The organism is Burkholderia cepacia (genome assembly GCF_001718835.1).
GTDB lineage: Bacteria > Pseudomonadota > Gammaproteobacteria > Burkholderiales > Burkholderiaceae > Burkholderia > Burkholderia cepacia_F.
Genome location: NZ_CP013443.1, coordinates 3,537,536 through 3,555,907 on the forward strand (window position 1 = coordinate 3,537,536; position 18,372 = coordinate 3,555,907).

The 18,372-nt window shown below is 68.2% G+C and carries 18 protein-coding genes and 2 pseudogenes; 2 read left to right on the plus strand and 18 right to left on the minus strand.

Features of this window, described 5'->3' with window-relative positions:
- Window positions 1-276 precede the first annotated feature (276 nt).
- The 5 genes from WT26_RS19545 to WT26_RS19565 all read right to left on the minus strand — a co-directional run bounded on the left by WT26_RS19545 (window position 277) and on the right by WT26_RS19565 (window position 4,237).
- The gene (locus tag WT26_RS19545; RefSeq protein ID WP_011353454.1) at window positions 277-1,398 is read right to left on the minus strand and encodes a porin; all 1,122 of its coding nucleotides are present in this window, start codon (window positions 1,396-1,398) and stop codon (window positions 277-279) included.
- A gap of 440 nt (window positions 1,399-1,838) precedes the next feature.
- Window positions 1,839-2,534, minus strand: coding sequence for a YoaK family protein (locus WT26_RS19550; RefSeq protein WP_069273590.1), 696 nt, complete (start codon window positions 2,532-2,534; stop codon window positions 1,839-1,841).
- A gap of 32 nt (window positions 2,535-2,566) precedes the next feature.
- A complete protein-coding gene (locus WT26_RS19555) occupies window positions 2,567-2,908 on the minus strand; it encodes a zinc ribbon domain-containing protein YjdM (protein WP_010090443.1) in 342 nt (113 codons plus the stop codon).
- Between the two features lie 121 nt (window positions 2,909-3,029).
- Complete coding sequence (locus WT26_RS19560; RefSeq protein WP_059523031.1) at window positions 3,030-3,557, minus strand: chromate transporter; 528 nt, start codon at window positions 3,555-3,557, stop codon at window positions 3,030-3,032.
- Window positions 3,554-4,237, minus strand: coding sequence for a chromate transporter (locus WT26_RS19565; protein WP_081333742.1), 684 nt, complete (start codon window positions 4,235-4,237; stop codon window positions 3,554-3,556). Before WT26_RS19565 ends, WT26_RS19560 begins: the two co-directional genes overlap by 4 nt.
- Before the next feature lie 96 nt (window positions 4,238-4,333).
- Between WT26_RS19565 and WT26_RS19570 the strand changes: the two genes are divergently transcribed.
- Window positions 4,334-5,218 (plus strand): transcriptional regulator GcvA, encoded by an 885-nt coding sequence (locus WT26_RS19570; RefSeq protein WP_059523033.1) that lies wholly within the window; start codon window positions 4,334-4,336, stop codon window positions 5,216-5,218.
- Window positions 5,219-5,257: 39 nt separating this feature from the next.
- Here WT26_RS19570 and WT26_RS19575 read toward each other — a convergent pair whose 3' ends face one another.
- Window positions 5,258-6,565: a solute carrier family 23 protein gene (locus WT26_RS19575; RefSeq protein ID WP_059523034.1), complete on the minus strand. Its 1,308-nt coding sequence runs from the start codon at window positions 6,563-6,565 to the stop codon at window positions 5,258-5,260.
- A gap of 276 nt (window positions 6,566-6,841) precedes the next feature.
- Here WT26_RS19575 and WT26_RS37385 point away from each other — a divergent pair, with 276 nt between their 5' ends.
- Window positions 6,842-7,021, plus strand: coding sequence for a hypothetical protein (locus WT26_RS37385; RefSeq protein ID WP_155123131.1), 180 nt, complete (start codon window positions 6,842-6,844; stop codon window positions 7,019-7,021).
- A gap of 36 nt (window positions 7,022-7,057) precedes the next feature.
- Here the strand turns inward: WT26_RS37385 and flgL are convergent, their stop codons facing one another.
- The 12 genes and pseudogenes from flgL to flgC form a co-directional block, all read right to left on the minus strand.
- Window positions 7,058-8,296, minus strand: a complete 1,239-nt coding sequence (gene flgL, locus WT26_RS19580) for a flagellar hook-associated protein FlgL (RefSeq protein WP_069273591.1) — start codon at window positions 8,294-8,296, stop codon at window positions 7,058-7,060.
- Window positions 8,297-8,313: 17 nt separating this feature from the next.
- A pseudogene (locus WT26_RS39090) lies at window positions 8,314-8,706 on the minus strand (flagellar basal body rod C-terminal domain-containing protein); the annotation flags it as partial.
- Window positions 8,707-8,864: 158 nt separating this feature from the next.
- A pseudogene (flgK, locus tag WT26_RS19585) lies at window positions 8,865-10,248 on the minus strand (flagellar hook-associated protein FlgK); the annotation flags it as partial.
- Between the two features lie 163 nt (window positions 10,249-10,411).
- Window positions 10,412-11,167 carry a flagellar brake protein gene (locus WT26_RS19590; protein ID WP_021164374.1) on the minus strand — a complete coding sequence of 252 codons (756 nt, stop codon included), beginning with the start codon at window positions 11,165-11,167 and terminating at the stop codon, window positions 10,412-10,414.
- A gap of 217 nt (window positions 11,168-11,384) precedes the next feature.
- Window positions 11,385-12,368: a flagellar assembly peptidoglycan hydrolase FlgJ gene (flgJ, locus tag WT26_RS19595; RefSeq protein ID WP_059667206.1), complete on the minus strand. Its 984-nt coding sequence runs from the start codon at window positions 12,366-12,368 to the stop codon at window positions 11,385-11,387.
- The gene (locus WT26_RS19600) at window positions 12,369-13,577 is read right to left on the minus strand and encodes a flagellar basal body P-ring protein FlgI (RefSeq protein ID WP_155774668.1); all 1,209 of its coding nucleotides are present in this window, start codon (window positions 13,575-13,577) and stop codon (window positions 12,369-12,371) included.
- Window positions 13,571-14,266: a flagellar basal body L-ring protein FlgH gene (flgH, locus tag WT26_RS19605; protein WP_059523038.1), complete on the minus strand. Its 696-nt coding sequence runs from the start codon at window positions 14,264-14,266 to the stop codon at window positions 13,571-13,573. The genes WT26_RS19600 and flgH overlap by 7 nt, the downstream gene beginning before the upstream one ends.
- Window positions 14,267-14,286: 20 nt before the next feature.
- The gene (gene flgG, locus WT26_RS19610) at window positions 14,287-15,075 is read right to left on the minus strand and encodes a flagellar basal-body rod protein FlgG (protein ID WP_021164160.1); all 789 of its coding nucleotides are present in this window, start codon (window positions 15,073-15,075) and stop codon (window positions 14,287-14,289) included.
- A gap of 34 nt (window positions 15,076-15,109) precedes the next feature.
- Entirely contained in the window at window positions 15,110-15,868 is a 759-nt protein-coding gene (gene flgF, locus WT26_RS19615) for a flagellar basal-body rod protein FlgF (RefSeq protein ID WP_069273594.1), read from the minus strand.
- A gap of 19 nt (window positions 15,869-15,887) precedes the next feature.
- On the minus strand, window positions 15,888-17,126 hold the full coding sequence (gene flgE / locus WT26_RS19620; protein WP_069273595.1) for a flagellar hook protein FlgE: 1,239 nt from the start codon (window positions 17,124-17,126) through the stop codon (window positions 15,888-15,890).
- Window positions 17,127-17,153: 27 nt separating this feature from the next.
- Window positions 17,154-17,906 carry a flagellar hook assembly protein FlgD gene (locus WT26_RS19625; RefSeq protein WP_069273596.1) on the minus strand — a complete coding sequence of 251 codons (753 nt, stop codon included), beginning with the start codon at window positions 17,904-17,906 and terminating at the stop codon, window positions 17,154-17,156.
- Window positions 17,907-17,946: 40 nt separating this feature from the next.
- The gene (gene flgC / locus WT26_RS19630) at window positions 17,947-18,372 is read right to left on the minus strand and encodes a flagellar basal body rod protein FlgC (protein WP_069273597.1); all 426 of its coding nucleotides are present in this window, start codon (window positions 18,370-18,372) and stop codon (window positions 17,947-17,949) included.

An 18,372-nucleotide genomic window follows, 5' to 3' on the forward strand; every position in this document is an offset into this window, starting at 1 on the left:
TTCAAGAAAATCGTGAGCGCATCGTCCCACGAAAAAAACCGGCGAATCGCGATTGTCATCACCGGATACACAATTTACCGAGCGCGCCGGCAGGCGGCGAGCGATGCACGCAGCGTAGCGGAAAGCCTTCGCGCGCACTGTAAAAGACTGTTCCGGAATGCCGACGAACGGCTTACGGATCGTGCGCCGGGCGCTTCGTGCGGACGAAAAAAAAGAGACCCCCGCAGGGATCTCTCTTCGTCGCGAGCCGGACGCCGGTCCGGCGCAGGCGATTCGTCAGAAGATATTGCGCAGGCCGATCGCGATGCCGGTCTGGTTGCTGCGGCCCGGCAGCTCGACGTTCGCCGCGCCGTTCGTCTTGTTGAAGTCGACGGTGCCGTAGACTTCCGTGCGCTTGCTGAGCGCGTACTCGGCAATGCCGACGATCGCGTAGCGGTTGCCGCTCGCGAGCGTGCCGTTCGTGGTCATCGCATTGCGCATGTGGTCGTAGTAGAACGCGCCCGTCAGCGTCAGCGGTGCGCTCACCTGCCAGCTCACGCCTGCGAACGGACCGTCGTCGATCCGGCCGGTGCCCTTCGCGACCGGAATCGACTGCTGGGCGAGCAGGCTGTCGACGAAACCCGTGTCGTCCTTCGAGCGCAGGTAGCCCGCGTAGATCTTCGCCTTGCTGAACGCATACACGACGTTCGCGTGGTAGATCGTCTGCTTGCGCGCCGAGTTGTCGCTGTTCTGCTGCGCACCGGCCGCGATGCTGAGCGGGCCCATCACGTACGACAGCGACACGCCCCACGCATTGCCCTTGCCGAGCGAACCCGGAATCTGGCCCGAGAAGCCGCCGGCGCCGGTCGATTCGTAGTTGGTGCCGGTCGAGTACATCGCCTTCGCGGTCAGGCCTTCGAACTTGCCCGTGTACTTGATCTGGTTGTCCGCATACAAGCCGCCGCCGAGTGCGACCGGCAGCCACGCGTTTTCGAGGTAGTTGCCGACCGTCAGCGGATCGTAGGTGTCCGACAGCAGGTCGAACAGCGGGGTCTTCTGGCGGCCGAGGGTCACCGTGCCGTACGGGCTCTGCAGGCCGACGTACGCCGCGCGGTTGAACAGGCGGCCGCTGTCGGCGAATGCGCCGTTCTGCAGGTTCACGCCGCTTTCGAGGTTGAACACGGCCTTCAGGCCGCCGCCGAGATCTTCCGTGCCGTAGATGCCGAAGCGGCTGTTCGTGATCGCGCCGTTGGTCATCGACAGCAGGCCGTCGTTCTTGGCGTTGGCGTTGGTGAGATAGCGGATGCTGGCGTCGGCGACGCCCCAGAGCGTGACCGAGCTTTGTGCGGCCGCGTACTGGCTGGCAAATGCGAGCGCGGCGCCCCCTGCGATGGCTGCGAGTCGGGTGGTCTGCTTCATGAGCTTTCCTGTTTGTAGGTGTCTCCGTTCATGGCCGGCCGCGTGCGCAGCCGGGTGGCGATCGCTCGCGTTCTTGGCGCGCGCGACGTGGCGAGAATCATAAGATGAGTCCGAATCGCGAAAGAAATTGAAATGCGCGGTAACGGTTCGATTGTCGTCAGCGCACAACGCCCCGGCGCGCGGGGCTTGCGCGACCGACGCCGGATGACGGCCGGTTTGGGCCGCCAGGCGGGCGATTCGACAGGAATCCGTCACGATTCGGGCGGGCGGCGGGGGATCGGCGGAAGTGGTTGGATATGTGATTGATGCGGCGCAGCAGACAGGCCGCGAGACGGTGAGCGAGACGGCAAGCCAATGACGCAGCGACGTGACGGGCGCGGACCGGTTCCACTCCGGCACCGGATGCCGCGCCGCAGCACGGCCCCACCCGCGCGGCGCCGTCAGCCGGCCGCGCCGGCGCCCGCGTCGGCGCGCCGCCAGGCGCGCCGCAGGATCTCCGCGAACGCGCCGACGAGCAGCAGCACGGCGCCCCACAGCGCGACCTCCGGCACGAGCCGCGTGACGAGGCCGCCGATCACCGCGCCGGCCAGGAAGCAGAAGCTGATCGTCGCGAGCAGCGCCGAGTCGTGCAGCGCGCCCGCGTCGTAGCGCGGGATCAGCCCGACGAACAGCTTCTGCGCGGCGCGGCGCAGGTTGCCGGTCGTCATCACCGACGTGTACGACAGTTCCTCGAGATGGGTGAACGACAGTGTCTGCAGCGTCGCGACGAACGAAATGCCCGGGATCAGCCATGCGCTCGACGCGCCGACGAGCCCGCTCGCGGCGACGCCGAGAAAGGCGATCTCGACGAGCAGGCTCGCGAACGCGGTATGTCGCATCCAGCCGCGCTGCGCGGCGAGGCCGAGCAGGTGCGCGACGAACACCGCGATCACGAAGCCGCCGAGCGGCGGCACGTGGTGCAGCGCGGCCGCCCATTCGCCGGCCGATACGTTGATGCCGAGCAGCGCGACGTTGCCGGTCATCGTGTTCGCGAACACGTGGCCGTGGCCCACGTACGTGTACGCATCGAGGTAGCCGCCGGACAGCGTCAGCAACGCGGCGACAGTGAGATTGCGGCTGGCGCCGTCGAGATCCATCGATCGTCCAGTTGCGTCGCGCGCGGGGAGGCTCAATTCTTCTTCAGATAGCAGGCCTTGAGCATCACGCTCATCCCGTCGACCTTGCAGTCGACCTCGTGATCGCCGTCGACGAGGCGGATGCTCTTCACCTTCGTGCCCATCTTCAGCGTGACCGACGAGCCCTTCAGCTTCAGGTCCTTGATCAGCACGACCGAATCGCCGTCGGCCAGCACGTTGCCGTTCGCGTCACGAACGACGCGCGCCGCGTCGTCATCGGCCGCCGCCGGTGCGGCGCTCGACCACTCGTGGCCGCAGTCGGGGCAAATGAAGAGCTCGCCGTCGGGGTAGGTGTTTTCCATCGCGCATTGCGGACAGGCGGGAATCGTCGACATGATGCTGGGTCCTGCTGATTGAAAGCCGGCAGTATACCGGCCCGCTGCGCGGCGCCGCCCTGCCGTATCTCAAAGCACAACCGAATCACGCCCGCGTGCGCGGCGGCCGCGCACGCGGCGCTCACTGCCCGATGCCCGTGAGCCCGATCAGCGCGCCGCCGGCGAGCAGCCACAGCGGATGGATGCGCGTGCGCCACGCGAGCACCGCGCACGCGGCGGTGATGCCCCACTGGATCGCCGTGCGGTTCGACGCCTCGGAGATCAGCACCGCGCTCGCCGCGACGAGCCCGGCCGTGACGGGCATCATCCCCTGCTGCACGTAGCGGCGCCACGGCCGGTCGCGAAAGCGCTCCCACGCATGCAGCGCGAGCACGGTGACGATCGACGACGGCCCGAACTTCGCGACCGACGCGACCAGCAGCCCGCTCCAGCCGGCCACGTGCCAGCCGACCAGCGACACGATCATCATGTTCGGCCCGGGCGCCGCCTGGGCCAGCGCGAACAGCGCGGTGAACTCGTGCGCGCTCATCCAGTGATGGACGTCGACGACCTGCCGCTGCATCTCCGGCAGGATCGTGTTGCCGCCGCCGAATGCGAGCAGCGACAACTGGCTGAAGATCGTCGCGATGGCGATCAGCGTGTCGTTCATCGCGCGCCTCCGTCATGCGGGCCGCGCTGCTGCGCGTCGTGCGGCGCGACGGCGTCGGCCGCCCCCGGCGGCGCGCCGGGGGCACCGTGCGCGGCCCCTGGCGGCGCGACCGGTGCCGCACCGCGCCGCGCGGCGAGCCACACGCTGAGCGGCGTCAGCACGAGCATCGCGGTCAAGAGCGGGATGCGCAGCACCGCGATCGCGACGAACGCGAGCGCCGCGATGCCGGCCGCCGCGCGCGCGTGCCGCAGCGGCTTCGCGACCTTCACGGCCATCGCGACGAGCAGCCCGGCCGCGGCGGCCGACAACCCGGCGAACAGGTGCCGGACGGCCGGCTCGTTCGCGGTTTTCGCATACAGCACGCCGAGCGCGACGACGACGAGCGTCGGGCCCGCGATCAGCCCGAGAATGGCAGCGAACGCGCCGGCCACGCCGCGAAAGCGCATGCCGACGGCCACCGACAGGTTGATCACGTTGCCGCCCGGCAGGAACTGGCACAACCCAAGCAGATCGGTGAATTCGTCGGCGGAAAGCCACTGGCGCTCGTCGACGATGGTGCGCCGCGCGAACGGCAGCGCGCCGCCGAACGACATGAGGCCAAGCGACAGGAAGCCGGTGAACAGTTCGGCGAGGCCGACGTCGCGCGGCGCGCCGGCGGGCAGCGGGGAAACGGATTGCATGGGAATCCTCGATAAACGACAGGTCGAGATTACCGCCGCGCGGCCCGCCCGCAAAACGATTTTATCGGCGCGCCCTTGTGATCTAGAATCACAAGCATGGCACGCGATCTCCCGCCCTTTTCCGCGCTTCGGGCCTTTGAAGCCGCGGCACGACATGAAAGCTTCAGCGCCGCCGGCGACGAGCTGCATGTGACTCACGGTGCCATCAGCCGCCAGATCGCCGGGTTCGAGGCATGGCTCGGCAAGCCGGTGTTCCACCGCTACGGCAAGCGCGTGAAGCTCACCGACGAAGGCCGCCGCTACCTGGACACCGTGCGCGCGGCGTTCGACAGCATCGCGCACGCGACCGAGCAGCTGCGCAATACCGGCGCGGCGCGCGTGCTGCGCATCAACGCACTGCCGACCTTCGCGATGAAATGGCTGCTGCCGCGCCTGTCGCGGTTCCAGCGCGACGTGCCGAACGTCGAGCTGAAGCTGTCGACGTCGAACGCGCCGCTCGACGCGCTCGACGGTTTCGACGTCGCGATCCGCCGCGGCCCCGGCCACTGGCCGAACTGCACGAGCGGCCACTTCCTCGACGAAAGCGTGATTCCGGTCTGCAGCCCCGCGCTGCTCAAACGCGCGCCGATCGCGCGCGCGGACGATCTCGCGCGCCACGTGCTGCTGCATTCGGATACGCGGCCGGAAGGCTGGCGCGACTGGTTCGCGGCGGCCGGAGTGGCGATGAAGGGGCGCAAGCGGCAGTCGTTCGATCACTTCTACCTGGCGCTGCAGGCGGCCGTCGACGGGCTCGGCGTCGCGCTCGGCCCGTTGCCGCTGATCGACGACGAGCTCGCGAGCGGCCGGCTCGTGATGCCGCTGGCGGGGCCGCGCATCGCGACGCGCAGCTACTGGTGGATCACGCCGCACGCGCCGGCCGACGATCCGCTCGTCGCGCAGTTCTGCGCGTGGCTGCAGGCGCAGTCGAATACCGGCGCGTGAGGCCGCGCCGGCGGGCGGCATGGCGCCGCCCGCTCCCGGTCAGACCACCGGGCCCGGTTCCTTTTCCTTGCGCAGGATCGCATACAGGATGATCGCGCCGAACGTCGCGGTGCCGATCCCGCCGAGCCCGAAGCCGCCGATCTTCAGCGAGAAGTCGCCGGCGCCGAGCACGAGCGTGACGGCCGCGACGATCAGGTTGCGGTTGTCGGAGAAGTCGACCTTGTTGACGACCCAGATCCGCGCGCCCGTCACCGCGATCAGCCCGAACACGACGATCGACACGCCGCCGAGCACGGGGCCCGGAATCGTCTGGATCACCGCGCCGAACTTCGGCGAGAAGCCGAGCACGATCGCGATCAGCGCGGCGACCGCGAACACGAGCGTCGAGTAGATCCGCGTGACGGCCATCACGCCGATGTTCTCCGCGTAGGTCGTCACGCCCGTGCCGCCGACGCTGCCCGACACGATCGTCGCGAGCCCGTCGCCGATGAACGCGCGGCCCACGTAGCGATCGAGGCTGGTGCCCGTCATCGCGCTGACGGCCTTGATGTGGCCGAGGTTCTCCGCGACCAGGATCACCGCGATCGGCGCCAGCATCAGCATCGCGTGCGGATCGAACACCGGCGCGCGGAAGCTCGGCACCCCGAACCAGGCCGCGTGCCCGACGATCGAGAAATCGATCGGCTTGCCGAGCCCCATCCCGTTGGTCGCGACCGCATAGATCGCGTAGGCGATCACCAGCCCGACGAGGATCAGCAGGCGCTGCACCATGCCGCGCGAGAACACCGCGACGCCGCCGACGCACAGCACCGTGACGAGCGCCATCACCGACTCGAAGGTCGATGCGGACACGCCCTTGACCGCGATCGGCGCGAGGTTGAGCCCGATCACCGCGACCACCGCGCCGGTCACGACCGGCGGCATCAGCGTCTCGATCCAGCGCGTGCCGATCGCCTGCACCAGCGCGCCGAGCGCGACGTACACGACGCCGCACGCGACGATCCCGCCGAGCGCGACCGGGATGTTCGGGTTCGGGCCGCTGCCGCCGTAACCCGTCACCGCGATCACGAGGCCGATGAACGCGAAGCTCGAGCCGAGGTAGCTCGGCACGCGGCCGCCGACCAGCACGAAGAACAGCAGCGTGCCGATGCCCGACATGAAGATGCACAGGTTCGGGTCGAAGCCCATCAGCAGCGGCGCGAGCACGGTCGAGCCGAACATCGCGACGACGTGCTGCACGCCCATCGCGACCATCTGCGGCCACGGCAGGCGCTCGTCGGGGCCGACCACGCGCGATGCCGCGCCGGTCGATTGCACCCGCCAGCGCGGGAAGTAGGAATCGGACATGGGGAAAAGCGCTCCTGTCGGTCGGTCGCCGGCTGCGGAAGATGCGCCGGTCTGGAATCTGGCGCGAGTTTACGGAGCGGGGGTGGTGCTGGCAAGCGGCCGGGCGACGGCGTTCGAGCCAATTCGCCACTGCAAAATCTGACTCGTCCCATTCACGGCGGCGGCCAGGCTCCCTAAAGTAGCAGCACTGCCGTGCACCCGGCGCGGCAGTGTCCTGCACTCTCTGTTGGCCGTTCGCGCTCCCCGCCCGAACGGCCTTTTTTTGGGTCTTTGCAGATGAGCGTGAAGGCGGCGCCCAAAAGAAAAGCGGCGCCCGAAGGAATGGACTGGTCGGGCAACCAATCAGACGATTCCAACGAGCACCGCTTTCATGGCCGAATGAACTCGGCCTCCCGTTCCAGGAACGGTTTCAGCGTTACCGAACTCGCGCCGGCACGCCCGTTCCTGCCCGGTTGACGCGGGACGCGAGCATCGCGTCCGGCGCAGGCTGCATTACGGATTGATGTACTGGAACAGCGACAGGTTCTGCAGCTGCGCGTACGCCTTCTGCGAGCCCGTCAGCGCGTTCTGCATCTGCAGGAACTGGCTGATCGTCGACACCATGTTGGTGCTCGTCAGGTCGGACAGGTTGCTGGTGACCTGCAGCGTGTTGGTCTGGTTCACGGTCTGCATCGCCTTGATTTCCTGCTCGCGACCGCCGACGCCCGCCTGGATCGTCGTGACGTTGTTCATCGTGTTGCTGAGCTTCGTCGCGCCGGTCGCCATCGCGTTGTTGAACGCGGCCATGGCCACCGGGTTGCCGGTGATCGGCGTCTTCAGCGCGGCGATCATCGAGTCGAGCGCCGCGAACACGTCGGTGCCGGCCTTCGGCGCGGGCGTGACGGTGAACGTGTCGCCGTTCGCGGGCGTACCCGACACCGGAACCGTCATGCCGCCGCCGAGCGCGATTGCCGCGCCAGGCGTGTACGGCTGCGGGGTCGGCGGCGGCCCCGGCGGCACGAGCGAGTTGTCGGTGACCGTATAGGTCGGCGCGGCGGCCGTGCCGCCGAACGTGATCGTGAACTGGTGCGTGTTGGTCGCGGCCGACGGGCTCGTGATCGACACCGCGCCGATCGTGCCCGTGCCCGTGTTCGTCGCCGCCGCCGCCTGCACCGACTGGGTGCCTTGCGCCTGCACCGACTGGAACACGGCCACGCCGTTGTCGCCCTGCGAGAGGCTGCGGGAATCGGCGATCTGCACCTGCCGCGTGCCCGTGTCGCCGCTGTAGGTCACGCCGCCGCTCGCGTTGTCCGCAAACGGCTTGCTGCCGTTCTTGAAGCCGGCGAACAGGTAGTTGCCCGAGCCGTCGGTCGAGTTCGCGAGCGTCAGCAACTGGTCGCGATAGCCTTGCAGCTGCGTCGACAGCGCCGCGCGGTCGCTGTCGGACAGCGAGCCGTCGCCCGCGCGCACCACCAGCGACTGGACGTTGGTCAGCACGGTGTTGACGCTCGACAGCGCCTGGTCCTCGGCCTGCAGCGACGACAGCGCGGCGTTCTGGTTCGACGCATACTGCGACAGCGTCGCCGACGTCATCGACAGCTGCACCGCCTGCGCGGCGCCGAGCGGGTTGTCGGCAGGCGTCGAGAGGCTCACGCCGCTCGAGATCTGCTGGTACAGCTGCGAAAGCTGCGCCTGCTGATCGTTCATCTGCGCGACGTTCATCTGGTAGAACTGGGTGGTGGAAATCCGCATCGCTTCGATCCCCGAAATCAGTTGAACAGGCCGAGCACGGTCTGGAACAGCGTCGACGCGGTCTGGATCACCTTCGCGTTCGCCTGGTAGAGCTGCTGGTACTGCATCAGGTTGGCCGCCTCTTCGTTCTGGTTCACGCCCGACACCGACTGCTGCGCTTCCGTGATCTGGCCGATCAGCGAGGTCTGCGCGGCGCTCGACGACTTCAGCTGGCTCGTCGTGTTGCCGATGCTGTTCACGTAGTTCGCGTACGCGCCCGTCAGCGTCGTCGTGCCGCCGCCAAGCTGCTTCGCGCTGACGAGCTTCGACAGCGCAAGCGCGTTGCTGCCGTCGTTCGTGCCGCCCGTGTTCGGCGCGACCGTGAACGTGTCGCCGGACGCGGGCGTCCCCGACATCGTCACCGACAGGCCGGGCGCCAGCGTGATCGGCGTGCCCGCCGTGTACGGCACGGGGGCCGTCGTCGGCGGCGTCGCGGACGGGTTGGTGATCGTGTAGGTCAGTGCCCCCGCCCCGTTGGTGCCGATCGTGATCGTGTACGGGTTGGTCGTGGTCACGGCCGACGCGTTCGTGACCGACGGCGCACCGATCGTGCCGGTGCCCGTGTTCGTCTTGGTGGCCGACGGCACGTACGGCGACGCCGCCGCGATCGCGGAGCCGTTCGCGGTCGCGAGCGAGAACCCGCCGAGCGCGCCGCGCGTCGGCTGCACGGTGAACGCATCGCCCGGTTTCATCGTGCCGGACACGGAGAAGTTCAGTCCGCCGATCGAAATCGGCATCGTCGCCGACGTTGCCGTGCCGACCACCGCGCCGCTCGCGCGGTCGGTCAGCGTGTAGTTCGTGCCGTCGTACGACAGCGTGTAGTCGCTCGCGGTCGGCTGCGACGCGTTCGCGAACGACACGGACAGCGCCGCGTTGCCGGTATTGCCCTGGTTCGCGTACGTGATCGGCGCGCCGGTCGTGAACAGGTTGCCGCCGACGTTGCCCGACAGGTCGATGCCGAGCGCGTTCTGCGCGTTGACCTGCGCGGCGAAGCTGGTCGCGATCGCGCCGAGCTGCGCTTCGGCCGGGTCGAGCGTCTGGCTGCGGAACGCGAGCAGGCCGCCGAGCGTGCCGCCCGACAGCGACGCGTCGGACAGCGGCTGGTTCGGCCCCTGCGGGTTCGCGCCGGCGATGCCCTGCGACACGACGGTCAGCTCGCTCGGATCGGACGGCGACGTGACGGCCGCGAGCTGGTAGCTCTTGTTCGCGACGACGAGCGGCGTGCCGCCCGCGAGAAACACGCTGTAGCCGTCGCTGTTGCGCACGACCTGCACGCCCGCGAGGTTCGACAGGTTCGACACCGCGAGGTCGCGCTGGTCCATCAGCTGGTTCGGCGGCTGGCCCTGGCTGCTCGCGGACGCGATCTGCTGGTTCAGCTGCGCGATCTGCGCGGTGTACGCGTTGATCTGCGTGACGGTGCTCGAGATCTGCGTGTTCACGCTCTGGCGCAGCGCGTCGTATTGCTGGCCGGCCGCCGTGATCTGGTTCGCGAGCGTCTGCGCGTTGCTCATCGCGGTCTGCCGCACCGACGCGTCGGACGCGCTGTTCGCGACGTTCTGCATCCCGGTGAAGTAGTTCGTGATCGCGGTCGAGATGCCGGACGTCGGGCTGCCGATGTAGTTGTTCAGCTGCGTGACGAGCGAATACCACGTCGACAGCGCGCCGCTCTGCGTCTGCGCGCCGTTCAGCTGGTCGCTCAGGTACTGGCTGTACTGCCGCTGCACGGTGACGGTGTTCACGCCCTGCGGCATGTAGCCGCTGCTCGTGTACTGGCCGCTTGCCTCGGCATAGACGGGGCGTTCGACCGAATAGCCGGGCGTCGCCGCGTTGCTGATGTTCTGGCCGGTCGTCGTGAGGCCCCAGAGCGCGGCATTCAGGCCGCTGACGCCGAGGTTCATGAGTGTGTTGGACATGCGCGATCCTGATGAGCCGGCCGCGCTGCGGCCGCCGGGTTGCGTGACTCCCGGTATAACGGCCGCGGATCGAAAAAATTGAGGGGAAAATGCGGGCCGCCGTGCGCAATCGCAGCGGGCGGCCGGGGTGCGCCCCGCCGAGCGGCGGGCGCGACGAACGACGTCAGGCCCGCGCGAGCGAGCGGCGCTTCATCTCGAGCTGCGTGATCAGCCGCTGCAGCGTGTTCTCGGCGCTGCCCGGCAGCGACATGTAGCGAAAGCCGAGCTGGTAGCGCCGCGACCCGTTCGGCATCTGCGTCGAACGCTGCGACACGAGCTGCAGGTCGAGCGACAGCTTGCCGTGGCCGGTCAGCTCGAGCTCGACGTCGGGCAGCAGCGTGCCGACCTCGAGCGCCTCGACGCGTTCGTCGGCCGTGCGCAGCCCCACGCCGCCGAGCGACAGGTTGTGCACCTCGAACAGGAAGCTCTCGCCGTCCGGCAGCTTGCCGCGGCACACGTACGGATCGACGACCGGCGCGTCGACGCGGAAATACTCGCGGCGCTGGATGCACATCAGGACGTCGGGGAAATCGGCGACGAACGCGGGCAGCCCCTCGTAGCGCGTCTCGCGCGGCGTGCCCGTGGAGAATTCGACGCGCACGCCCTCCGGCGCGGCCGCGAACGTGCAGTGCGACGCGCCCAGGATGCCGGCGTTCTGCTCGGACAGCGCGCCCCAGTCGAACGTGAACGTCCGCGCGCCGACATCCACCTCGAGCAGGCGCGTGACGAGCTGGCCGCCCGGGTACTGGACGGTCAGGAAATCGCCGCGATTGACGAGGTTGCGCAGCTGCACGCCGATTTCCAGCGGATTGCGGCGGGCATAGTCGGGCCCGGAGTGGCCTGCATCCAGGCTGGGGTCCGTCGACGTTTCGATATTCATGGCTAGCCGGTCTTTCTTGTCATGGGCGCCCGGGCAACCGGTGCGCGATAAAACCGGGCCAGAACGGGGGCCCGGTCGCAGGTCTCTCACACTTAGCGGCAGTGCTGACCGAAAGTTTAGATCGAAACGGGGATTTTTTTCGCGCAAACGTTGAAACCGCGCGCGGCGGGCTGCCGGGCGCGGTCCGAAAGGGGCAACGGCGCTGGCCGACGGGCCGTCAGCCGATCTGCTGCATGATCGAAATCAGCTTCTTCGCGTAGTTCGGGTCGGTCGCGTAGCCGGCCTTCTGCATCCCGTGCGCGAAGCCTTCGACGCTGCGGCTCGCGCTCAGCACGCCCGAGTAGCGCGGATTGTTCTTCAGCAGGTTCGCGTAATCGGTCATCGCGTGCTCGTACGAGTCGTACGCGCGGAACTTCGCGACCACGCGGCGCGGCGTGCCGTTCACGTATTCCGTCGTCAGCGCGGACACCGTGCGGCCGGTCCAGCCCTTGGTCGCCTTGATGCCGAACACGTTGTAGCTGGTCGAGCCGTCGCTCGCGCGGATCTCGCGCTTGCCCCAGCCCGATTCGAGCGCGGCCTGGCCGACGATGAAGCGCGCCGGGATGCCGGTCGACGCGCTGGCCGCCTGCGCGGGGCCCGCGAGCCGGTCGACGAACGCGTCGGCGTCCTGCACGCCGCTCGCGCCCTTCAGCGGCGGCGTCAGCGCGCTGCCGGCCGAGTAGCCGCGCGTGCCGGCGAGGCCGCCGTTGTTCGCCGCGTTCGCGTAGGCCTTCGCCATCGCGTTCATCGCGGCGAGGCCGCCTTCGTTACCCGACGTGCCGAGGCCGCCCGCGCCCAGGCCGGCCGCGCCGACGTCGGCCGCCGTGTCGCTGCCCGCGCCCTGCCCCGCATTGCGCAGCAGCTGCTTCATCAGCGCGTCGGCGACGCCGATCCCGCGCGTCGACATCTGCTGCGCGAGCTGCTGGTCGAGCATCGACGTGTACAGCTTGGACGTATGCGAATCGAACAGCCCGCCGTCCGGCGACGCGTCGCGCATGCTCTTGAGCATCATCTGCGTGAACATCGCGTCGAACTGGCCGGCGACCGCCTTCGCGCCGGCCTGCGGCGACTGTTTCGCCTGCGCGCGCAGCGCGTCGAAACCCTGCACGTCGAGCGCGAAGCGCTGCGTGAGGTCGTTCGCGTTCGGAAGAGAGGCTGCCATTTAGATGATCTCCAGGTCGGCGCGCAGCGCGCCGGCGGCCTTCATCGCCTGCAGGATCGACATCAGGTCCGCGGGCGTCGCGCCGAGCGTGTTCAGCGCCTTCACGACATCGGCGAGATTCGCGCCGGCCGTCACCATCTTCAGCGCGCCGTTGTCCTGCTTGAGCTGGATCTGCGACTGCTGCGCCACCACCGTCTGCCCGTTCGAGAACGGCCCCGGCTGCGACACCACCGGCTGCGTGTTGACCACGACCGACAGGTTGCCGTGCGCGACCGCGCAGCTCTGCAGCGTGACCATCTGGTTCATCACGATCGAGCCGGTGCGCGCGTTCAGGATCACCTTCGCCGCGGCCTTGTCCGGGCTCACGTCGAGGTTCTGCAGGCGCGCCATGAACGCGACCTGCTGCGCCGAATCGGCCGGCGCGGCGAGCTGGATCGTGCGACCGTCGAGCGCCGTCGCGGTGCCCGGGCCGAAGCTCGAATTGACCGCGGACACGATCCGCTGCGCGGTGCCGTAGTCCATGTCGTTCAGCTGCAGCTGCAGCACGCCGTTCATCTGCGCGATCGCGTTCGGCACCGCGCGTTCGACGATCGCGCCGCCGACGATCCGGCCGGCCGCGAGCTGGTTCACCTGCACGCGGCTGCCGTTCGCGCTCGCACCCGCGCCGCCGACCGCCATGTTGCCCTGCGCGAGCGCATAGACCTGGCCGTCCGCGCCTTTCAGCGGCGTGAGCAGCAGCGTGCCGCCGCGCAGGCTCTTCGCGTTGCCGAGCGACGACACGGTGACGTCGAGCGCCTCGCCCGGCCGCGCGAACGGCGGCAGCGTGGCGGTCACCATCACGGCCGCGACGTTCTTCAGCTGCATGTTGCTCAGCGACGACGGGCCGCCGTTGGCCGAACCGTTGTTGATCGAGATGCCGAGGTTCGCGAGCATGTTCGCGAGCGTCTGCGTCGTGAACGGCGTCTGCATCGTCTGGTCGCCCGTGCCGTCGAGACCGACGACGAGGCCATAGCCGATCAGCGGGTTGTCGCGCACGCCCTGGATCTGCGCGAGATCCTTCAGGCGTTCCGCGTGCGCGGGCGCCGGCAAGAGCGCCAGCACGCAGCAGGCGGCGAGCGCGCAGCGCGCGGCGGCCAGCCGGTTCAATCGGTTCGAGCGGGCGAGGTGGCGCATCACGCGCACGAGCAAGGTACGCATCGTCATCACCACGGCGCGATGTTGAGGAAGAAGCGCTGCAGCCAGCCCATCGTCTCGGCTTCGTTGATGTAGCCCTTCGACGAGTATTCGATCTTCGCGTCGGCGACCTGGGTCGAGTAGACCGAGTTCGCGCCCGAGATCGTGTTCGGGTTCACGACGCCCGAGAAGCGCACGAATTCGTTGCCCTGGTTGATCAGCATCTGCTTCTCGCCGCTGACCACCAGGTTGCCGTTCGGCAGCACGTTGGTGACGGTCACCGTGATCGTGCCGTTGAACGTGTTCGCCGCGCTCGCGCCGCCGGTCGCCGCGAACTTGTTGTTGCCGGTGGCCGACAGGTTCGCCTTCGCGAACAGCCCGCCGAGGAAACCGGCCGTCGGCACGTTGAAGTCGGTGTTGCCCTGCCGGTTCGTGTTCGCGCCCGACGACTTGGTCGCGTTGATGTTCTCCGCGATCATGATCGTCAGGATGTCGCCGACGTTGCGCGGCCGCTGATCCTCGAAGAGCGGCCGCCCCGCGTAGCCGGGGTTGTAGATCGAGCCGGGCGCCTGCATCGACATCGGCATCGGCGGCTGCGCCGTCATCGGCTGCTGGATGATCGGATCGCGCGGAATCTGCGCGCAACCGGCGGCGAGCGCCGCCACCGCGACCGCGCATGCGGCGCGGACGGCGGTGGCTGACGGGAGGAGGCGAACCTGCTTCATGGCGACGACGGGTGTTCCGGTTAGCTCTTCATCTGCGTGACGGTCTGCAGCATCTGGTCGGACGTCGTCACGGCCTTGCTGTTGATCTCGTAGGCACGCTGCGTCTGGATCATGTTGACGAGCTCCTGCACGACGTTCACGTTCGACGCTTCGACGTAGTTCTGGTTGAGCACGCCCGCGCCGTTCAGGCCCGGCTGCGACACGTTCGGCGCGCCCGACGAGGTCGTCTCGGAGAACAGGTTCTCGCCGCGCGCCTCGAGGCCGGCCGGGTTGATGAAGGTCGCGATCTGCAGCGAGCCGATCTGCACCGAATTGGTCGAGCCCGCCTGCGTGACCGACACGACGCCGTCCTTGCCGATCGTCAGCGACGTCGCGTTCTGCGGGATCGTGATCGCCGGCAGGATCTGGTAGCCGCTCGACGTGACGAGCTGGCCCTGCGCATTGGTCTGGAACGAGCCGTCGCGCGTGTACGCGTTCGTGCCGTCCGGCATCAGCACCTGGAAGAAGCCCGCGCCGTTGATCGCGACGTCCTTCGAGTTGCCGGTCTGCGTGAGGCCGCCCTGCGTGTACAGGCGCTCGGTCGCGACCTGCTGCACGCCGGTGCCGAGCTGCAGGCCCGACGGCAGCTCGGTCTGCTGCGTCGAGTTCGCGCCCGGCTGGCGGATGGTCTGGTACAGCAGATCCTCGAACACCGCGCGCGACGCCTTGAAGCCGTTCGTGCTGGTGTTCGCGAGGTTGTTCGAAATCACGTCCATCTGCGCCTGCTGCGCATTCATGCCGGTGGCGGCGATGTAGAGCGAACGGTTCACTTGTCGATTCTCCTGCGTAAGCTGGCGTGGGGTCTCAGCTGAAATTGAGCAGCTGGTTCGCCGACTGCTCGTTCTGGTCGGCCGTCTGGATCAGCTTCGACTGAAGCTGGAACGCGCGCGCGTTGTCGATCATCGCGACCATCGCGGTCACCGGGTTGACGTTGCTGCCTTCGAGCGAATTCGGCGTGACGACCACGTTCGGGTCGGCGTCGGCCGGATTGCCGTCGGCGGTACGGAACAACCCGTCGTTGCCGCGCGCGAGCGTGGCCGGATCGGGATTGACGAGCTTCATCTGGTCGACGATCGCGACCGCCGTCGGCGGGTCGCCCGGCATCAGCGCGGACACCGTGCCGTCCTTGCCGATCGTCACTTCCGCGTTCGGCGGCACCGAGATCGGGCCGCCGTTGCCGACCACCGGCAGGTTGCCGGCGGTGACGAGCTGGCCGTTCTCGTCGACGTGCAGGTTGCCGGCGCGCGTGTACGCCTCGCTGCCGTCGGCCGCCTGCACCGACAGCCAGCCGGCGCCCTGCACGGCGACGTCGAGCGGGTTGCCGGTGCGCGTGATCGGACCCGGCGCGTAATCGGCGCCGGGCGTCGACGCGAGCACGTAGGTGCGCGTCGTCGTCGGGTCGATGTTGCTGCCGTCGCCGAAATTCATCGGCACCGCGCGATACGTCGCGAGCTGCGCGCGAAAGCCCGTCGTCGACGCGTTCGCGAGGTTGTTCGCGACGATCGCCTGCTGGTCGAGCGACTGCGACGCGCCCGTCATCGCCGTATAGATCAGTCGGTCCATGGCTGCCCGTTATCCGCGCTTACAGGTTGATGAGCGTCTGGTCGACGGTCTGCTGCGTCTTGATCGTCTGCGCGTTCGCCTGGTAGTTGCGCTGCGCGGTGATCAGGTTGACGAGCTGCGACGTGAGGTCGACGTTCGAGCTCTCGAGCGCGCTGCCCTGCAGCGTGCCGTGGTTCGTGCTGCCCGGCGCCGAGATCTGCGGCACGCCCGACGCGGAGCTTTCCGCGTACTGGTTGCCGCCGAGGTTCACCAACCCGTTCGGGTTGTTGAAGTTCGCGAGCGCGATCTGGCCGAGCACGGCGGTCTGGCCGTTCGAGTAGTTGCCGGTCAGCTTGCCGTCGGTGCCGATCGTGTAGGTCGTCAGCGTGCCGCTCGCGTAGCCGTCCTGCGCGAGGTTGTTCACGCCGTCCTTGCCGCCGTACTGCGTCGTACCGGTCAGGTCGAGCGTGAGCTTCTGCGGCGTCGCCGAGCCGTCGGTGGCCGGGATCGTGAACTTGAACTGGCCGGTCGAGCCGGTGACGGGCGCCAGGGGCGTCGTGCTCGCGATCTGGCCCGACGTGTTGAACGCCACCGTGCCGAGGTCGGTCGGCGTCTGTCCCTTGACGCCCGAGTAGACTTCCCACTGGCCCGCCGTCGCGCTCTTCACGAAATACATGTCGACCTGTTGCGCGCCGCCGAGCGAGTCGTATACCTGGACCGCCGTCGAGTAGTTGTACGACGTGAAGTCCGTCGCGGAGAACGGCGTCTTGGTCGGCACCGTGTCCTGCGAATTCAGGTTGAACTGCGCGGAGATCTTGGTCGTCGCGGTCGGTGCGATGTTGGTCGTCGGCGCCTGCAGCGGCACGGTCTGCGCGGTGTTGATCACGCCGCCCGCGTTGGCCGCATAGCCCATCAGGTTGCGGCCCTGCGAGTCGACGATGAAGCCGTTCTTGTCGCGCTGGAACGTGCCGTCGCGCGAGTACGTCGTCACGCCGTTGTTCGACATCTGGAAGAAGCCGTTGCCGTTGATCGCGACGTCGAGCGCCTTGTTCGTCGTGTTGATCGTGCCCTGGCCGAAGTGTTGCTGCACCGACGCGAGCCGGGTGCCGATGCCGATCTGCGTGTTGGTCGACGTCGCGACCGAGTTCGCGTACATGTCGGCGAACTGCGCGGTGCTCGACTTGAAGCCGACCGTGTTCGCGTTCGCGATGTTGTTGCCGATCACGTCGAGCGCGTTCGATGCACCCGAGAGGCCGCTCAGACCCTGTTGATAACCCATTTCGGTCTCCGTTTCGTGGAAGCTGAATCAGTTGGTGGTGGTGCCGGACGAGGACGACGCGGCATTTGGGAAGATCGACGCGACCTGGGTCAGCCCCACCGTCGTGCCGTTCGACAGCACGAGCCCCGCCGTGCCGTCCGCCTGCTTGATCACGCTCTGGACCTGCGCGGCCGTCAGCGAGGTCGCCGTATACGTCTTGCCGTCGCTGCCGACGTACTGCGCGGTGACCGTGTACTTGCCGTCCGGCAGTGCGTTGCCCGCCGAGTCGGTCGGCGTCCAGTTGAACGGCACGGTGCCGGCCGACTGCGCGCCCGCCTTGATCGTGTTCACGACGGTGCCCGCCGCGTTCTTCACGGTGATCGTCAGGTTCGACACCGAGCTCGACAGCGACACGCCGAACGGCGACGCCGCGCCGCCCTTCACCGCGACCGCGTTGCCCGGCGCGAGCACGTTCGTGCCGATCAGCAGCGCGGCCTGCGTCTGCTGGCCGGCCGTGAGCTGCGACGACAGCGACGTGAGCGACGTATTCAGCTGCGCGATGCCGCTCACCGTGTTGATCTGCGCGAGCTGCGACGTCATCTGCGAGCTGTCGACCGGGCTGGTCGGATCCTGGTTCTGCAGCTGCGTGACGAGCAGCTTCAGGAACGTCGCCTGCAGGTCGCTCGCCGACGTGGTCGACAAGGTGCCGGTGGTCGACACCTTGTTCGTGTTCATCGTGTCGACCGGCAGCGTCGACGTGCTCGTGCCGTTGTCGCCGATCGTGGTGGAGGAGGATGCCATTCGGTCGTGCCTTCTGTCGGGTGAAAGGGGAGTCGCGTGCTCAGGTGCCGATCGTCAGCGTCTTGAGCATCAGCGTCTTCGCGGTGTTCAGCGTCTCGACGTTGGCCTGGTACGAGCGCGACGCCGAGATCATGTTCACCATCTCCTGCACCGGATCGACGTTCGGCATCTGCACGTAGCCGTTCGCGTCGGCGGCCGGGTTCGACGGGTCGTAGGTCGACTTCATCGGCGACGGGTCGTCCATCACCTTCGTCACGCGCACGCCGCCCACGCCCTGGCCGGACGCGGTGCGCGCGCCGCCGATCGGGTCGGTCGCGAACACGACCTGCTTGGCCTTGTACGGCTTGCCGTCGGGGCCGGTCGCGCTGTCGGCGTTCGCGAGGTTCGACGCGGTGACGTTCAGGCGCTGCGACTGCGCGGACAGCGCCGAGCCGGCGACGCCGAAGATGTTCATCAACGAAGGCAT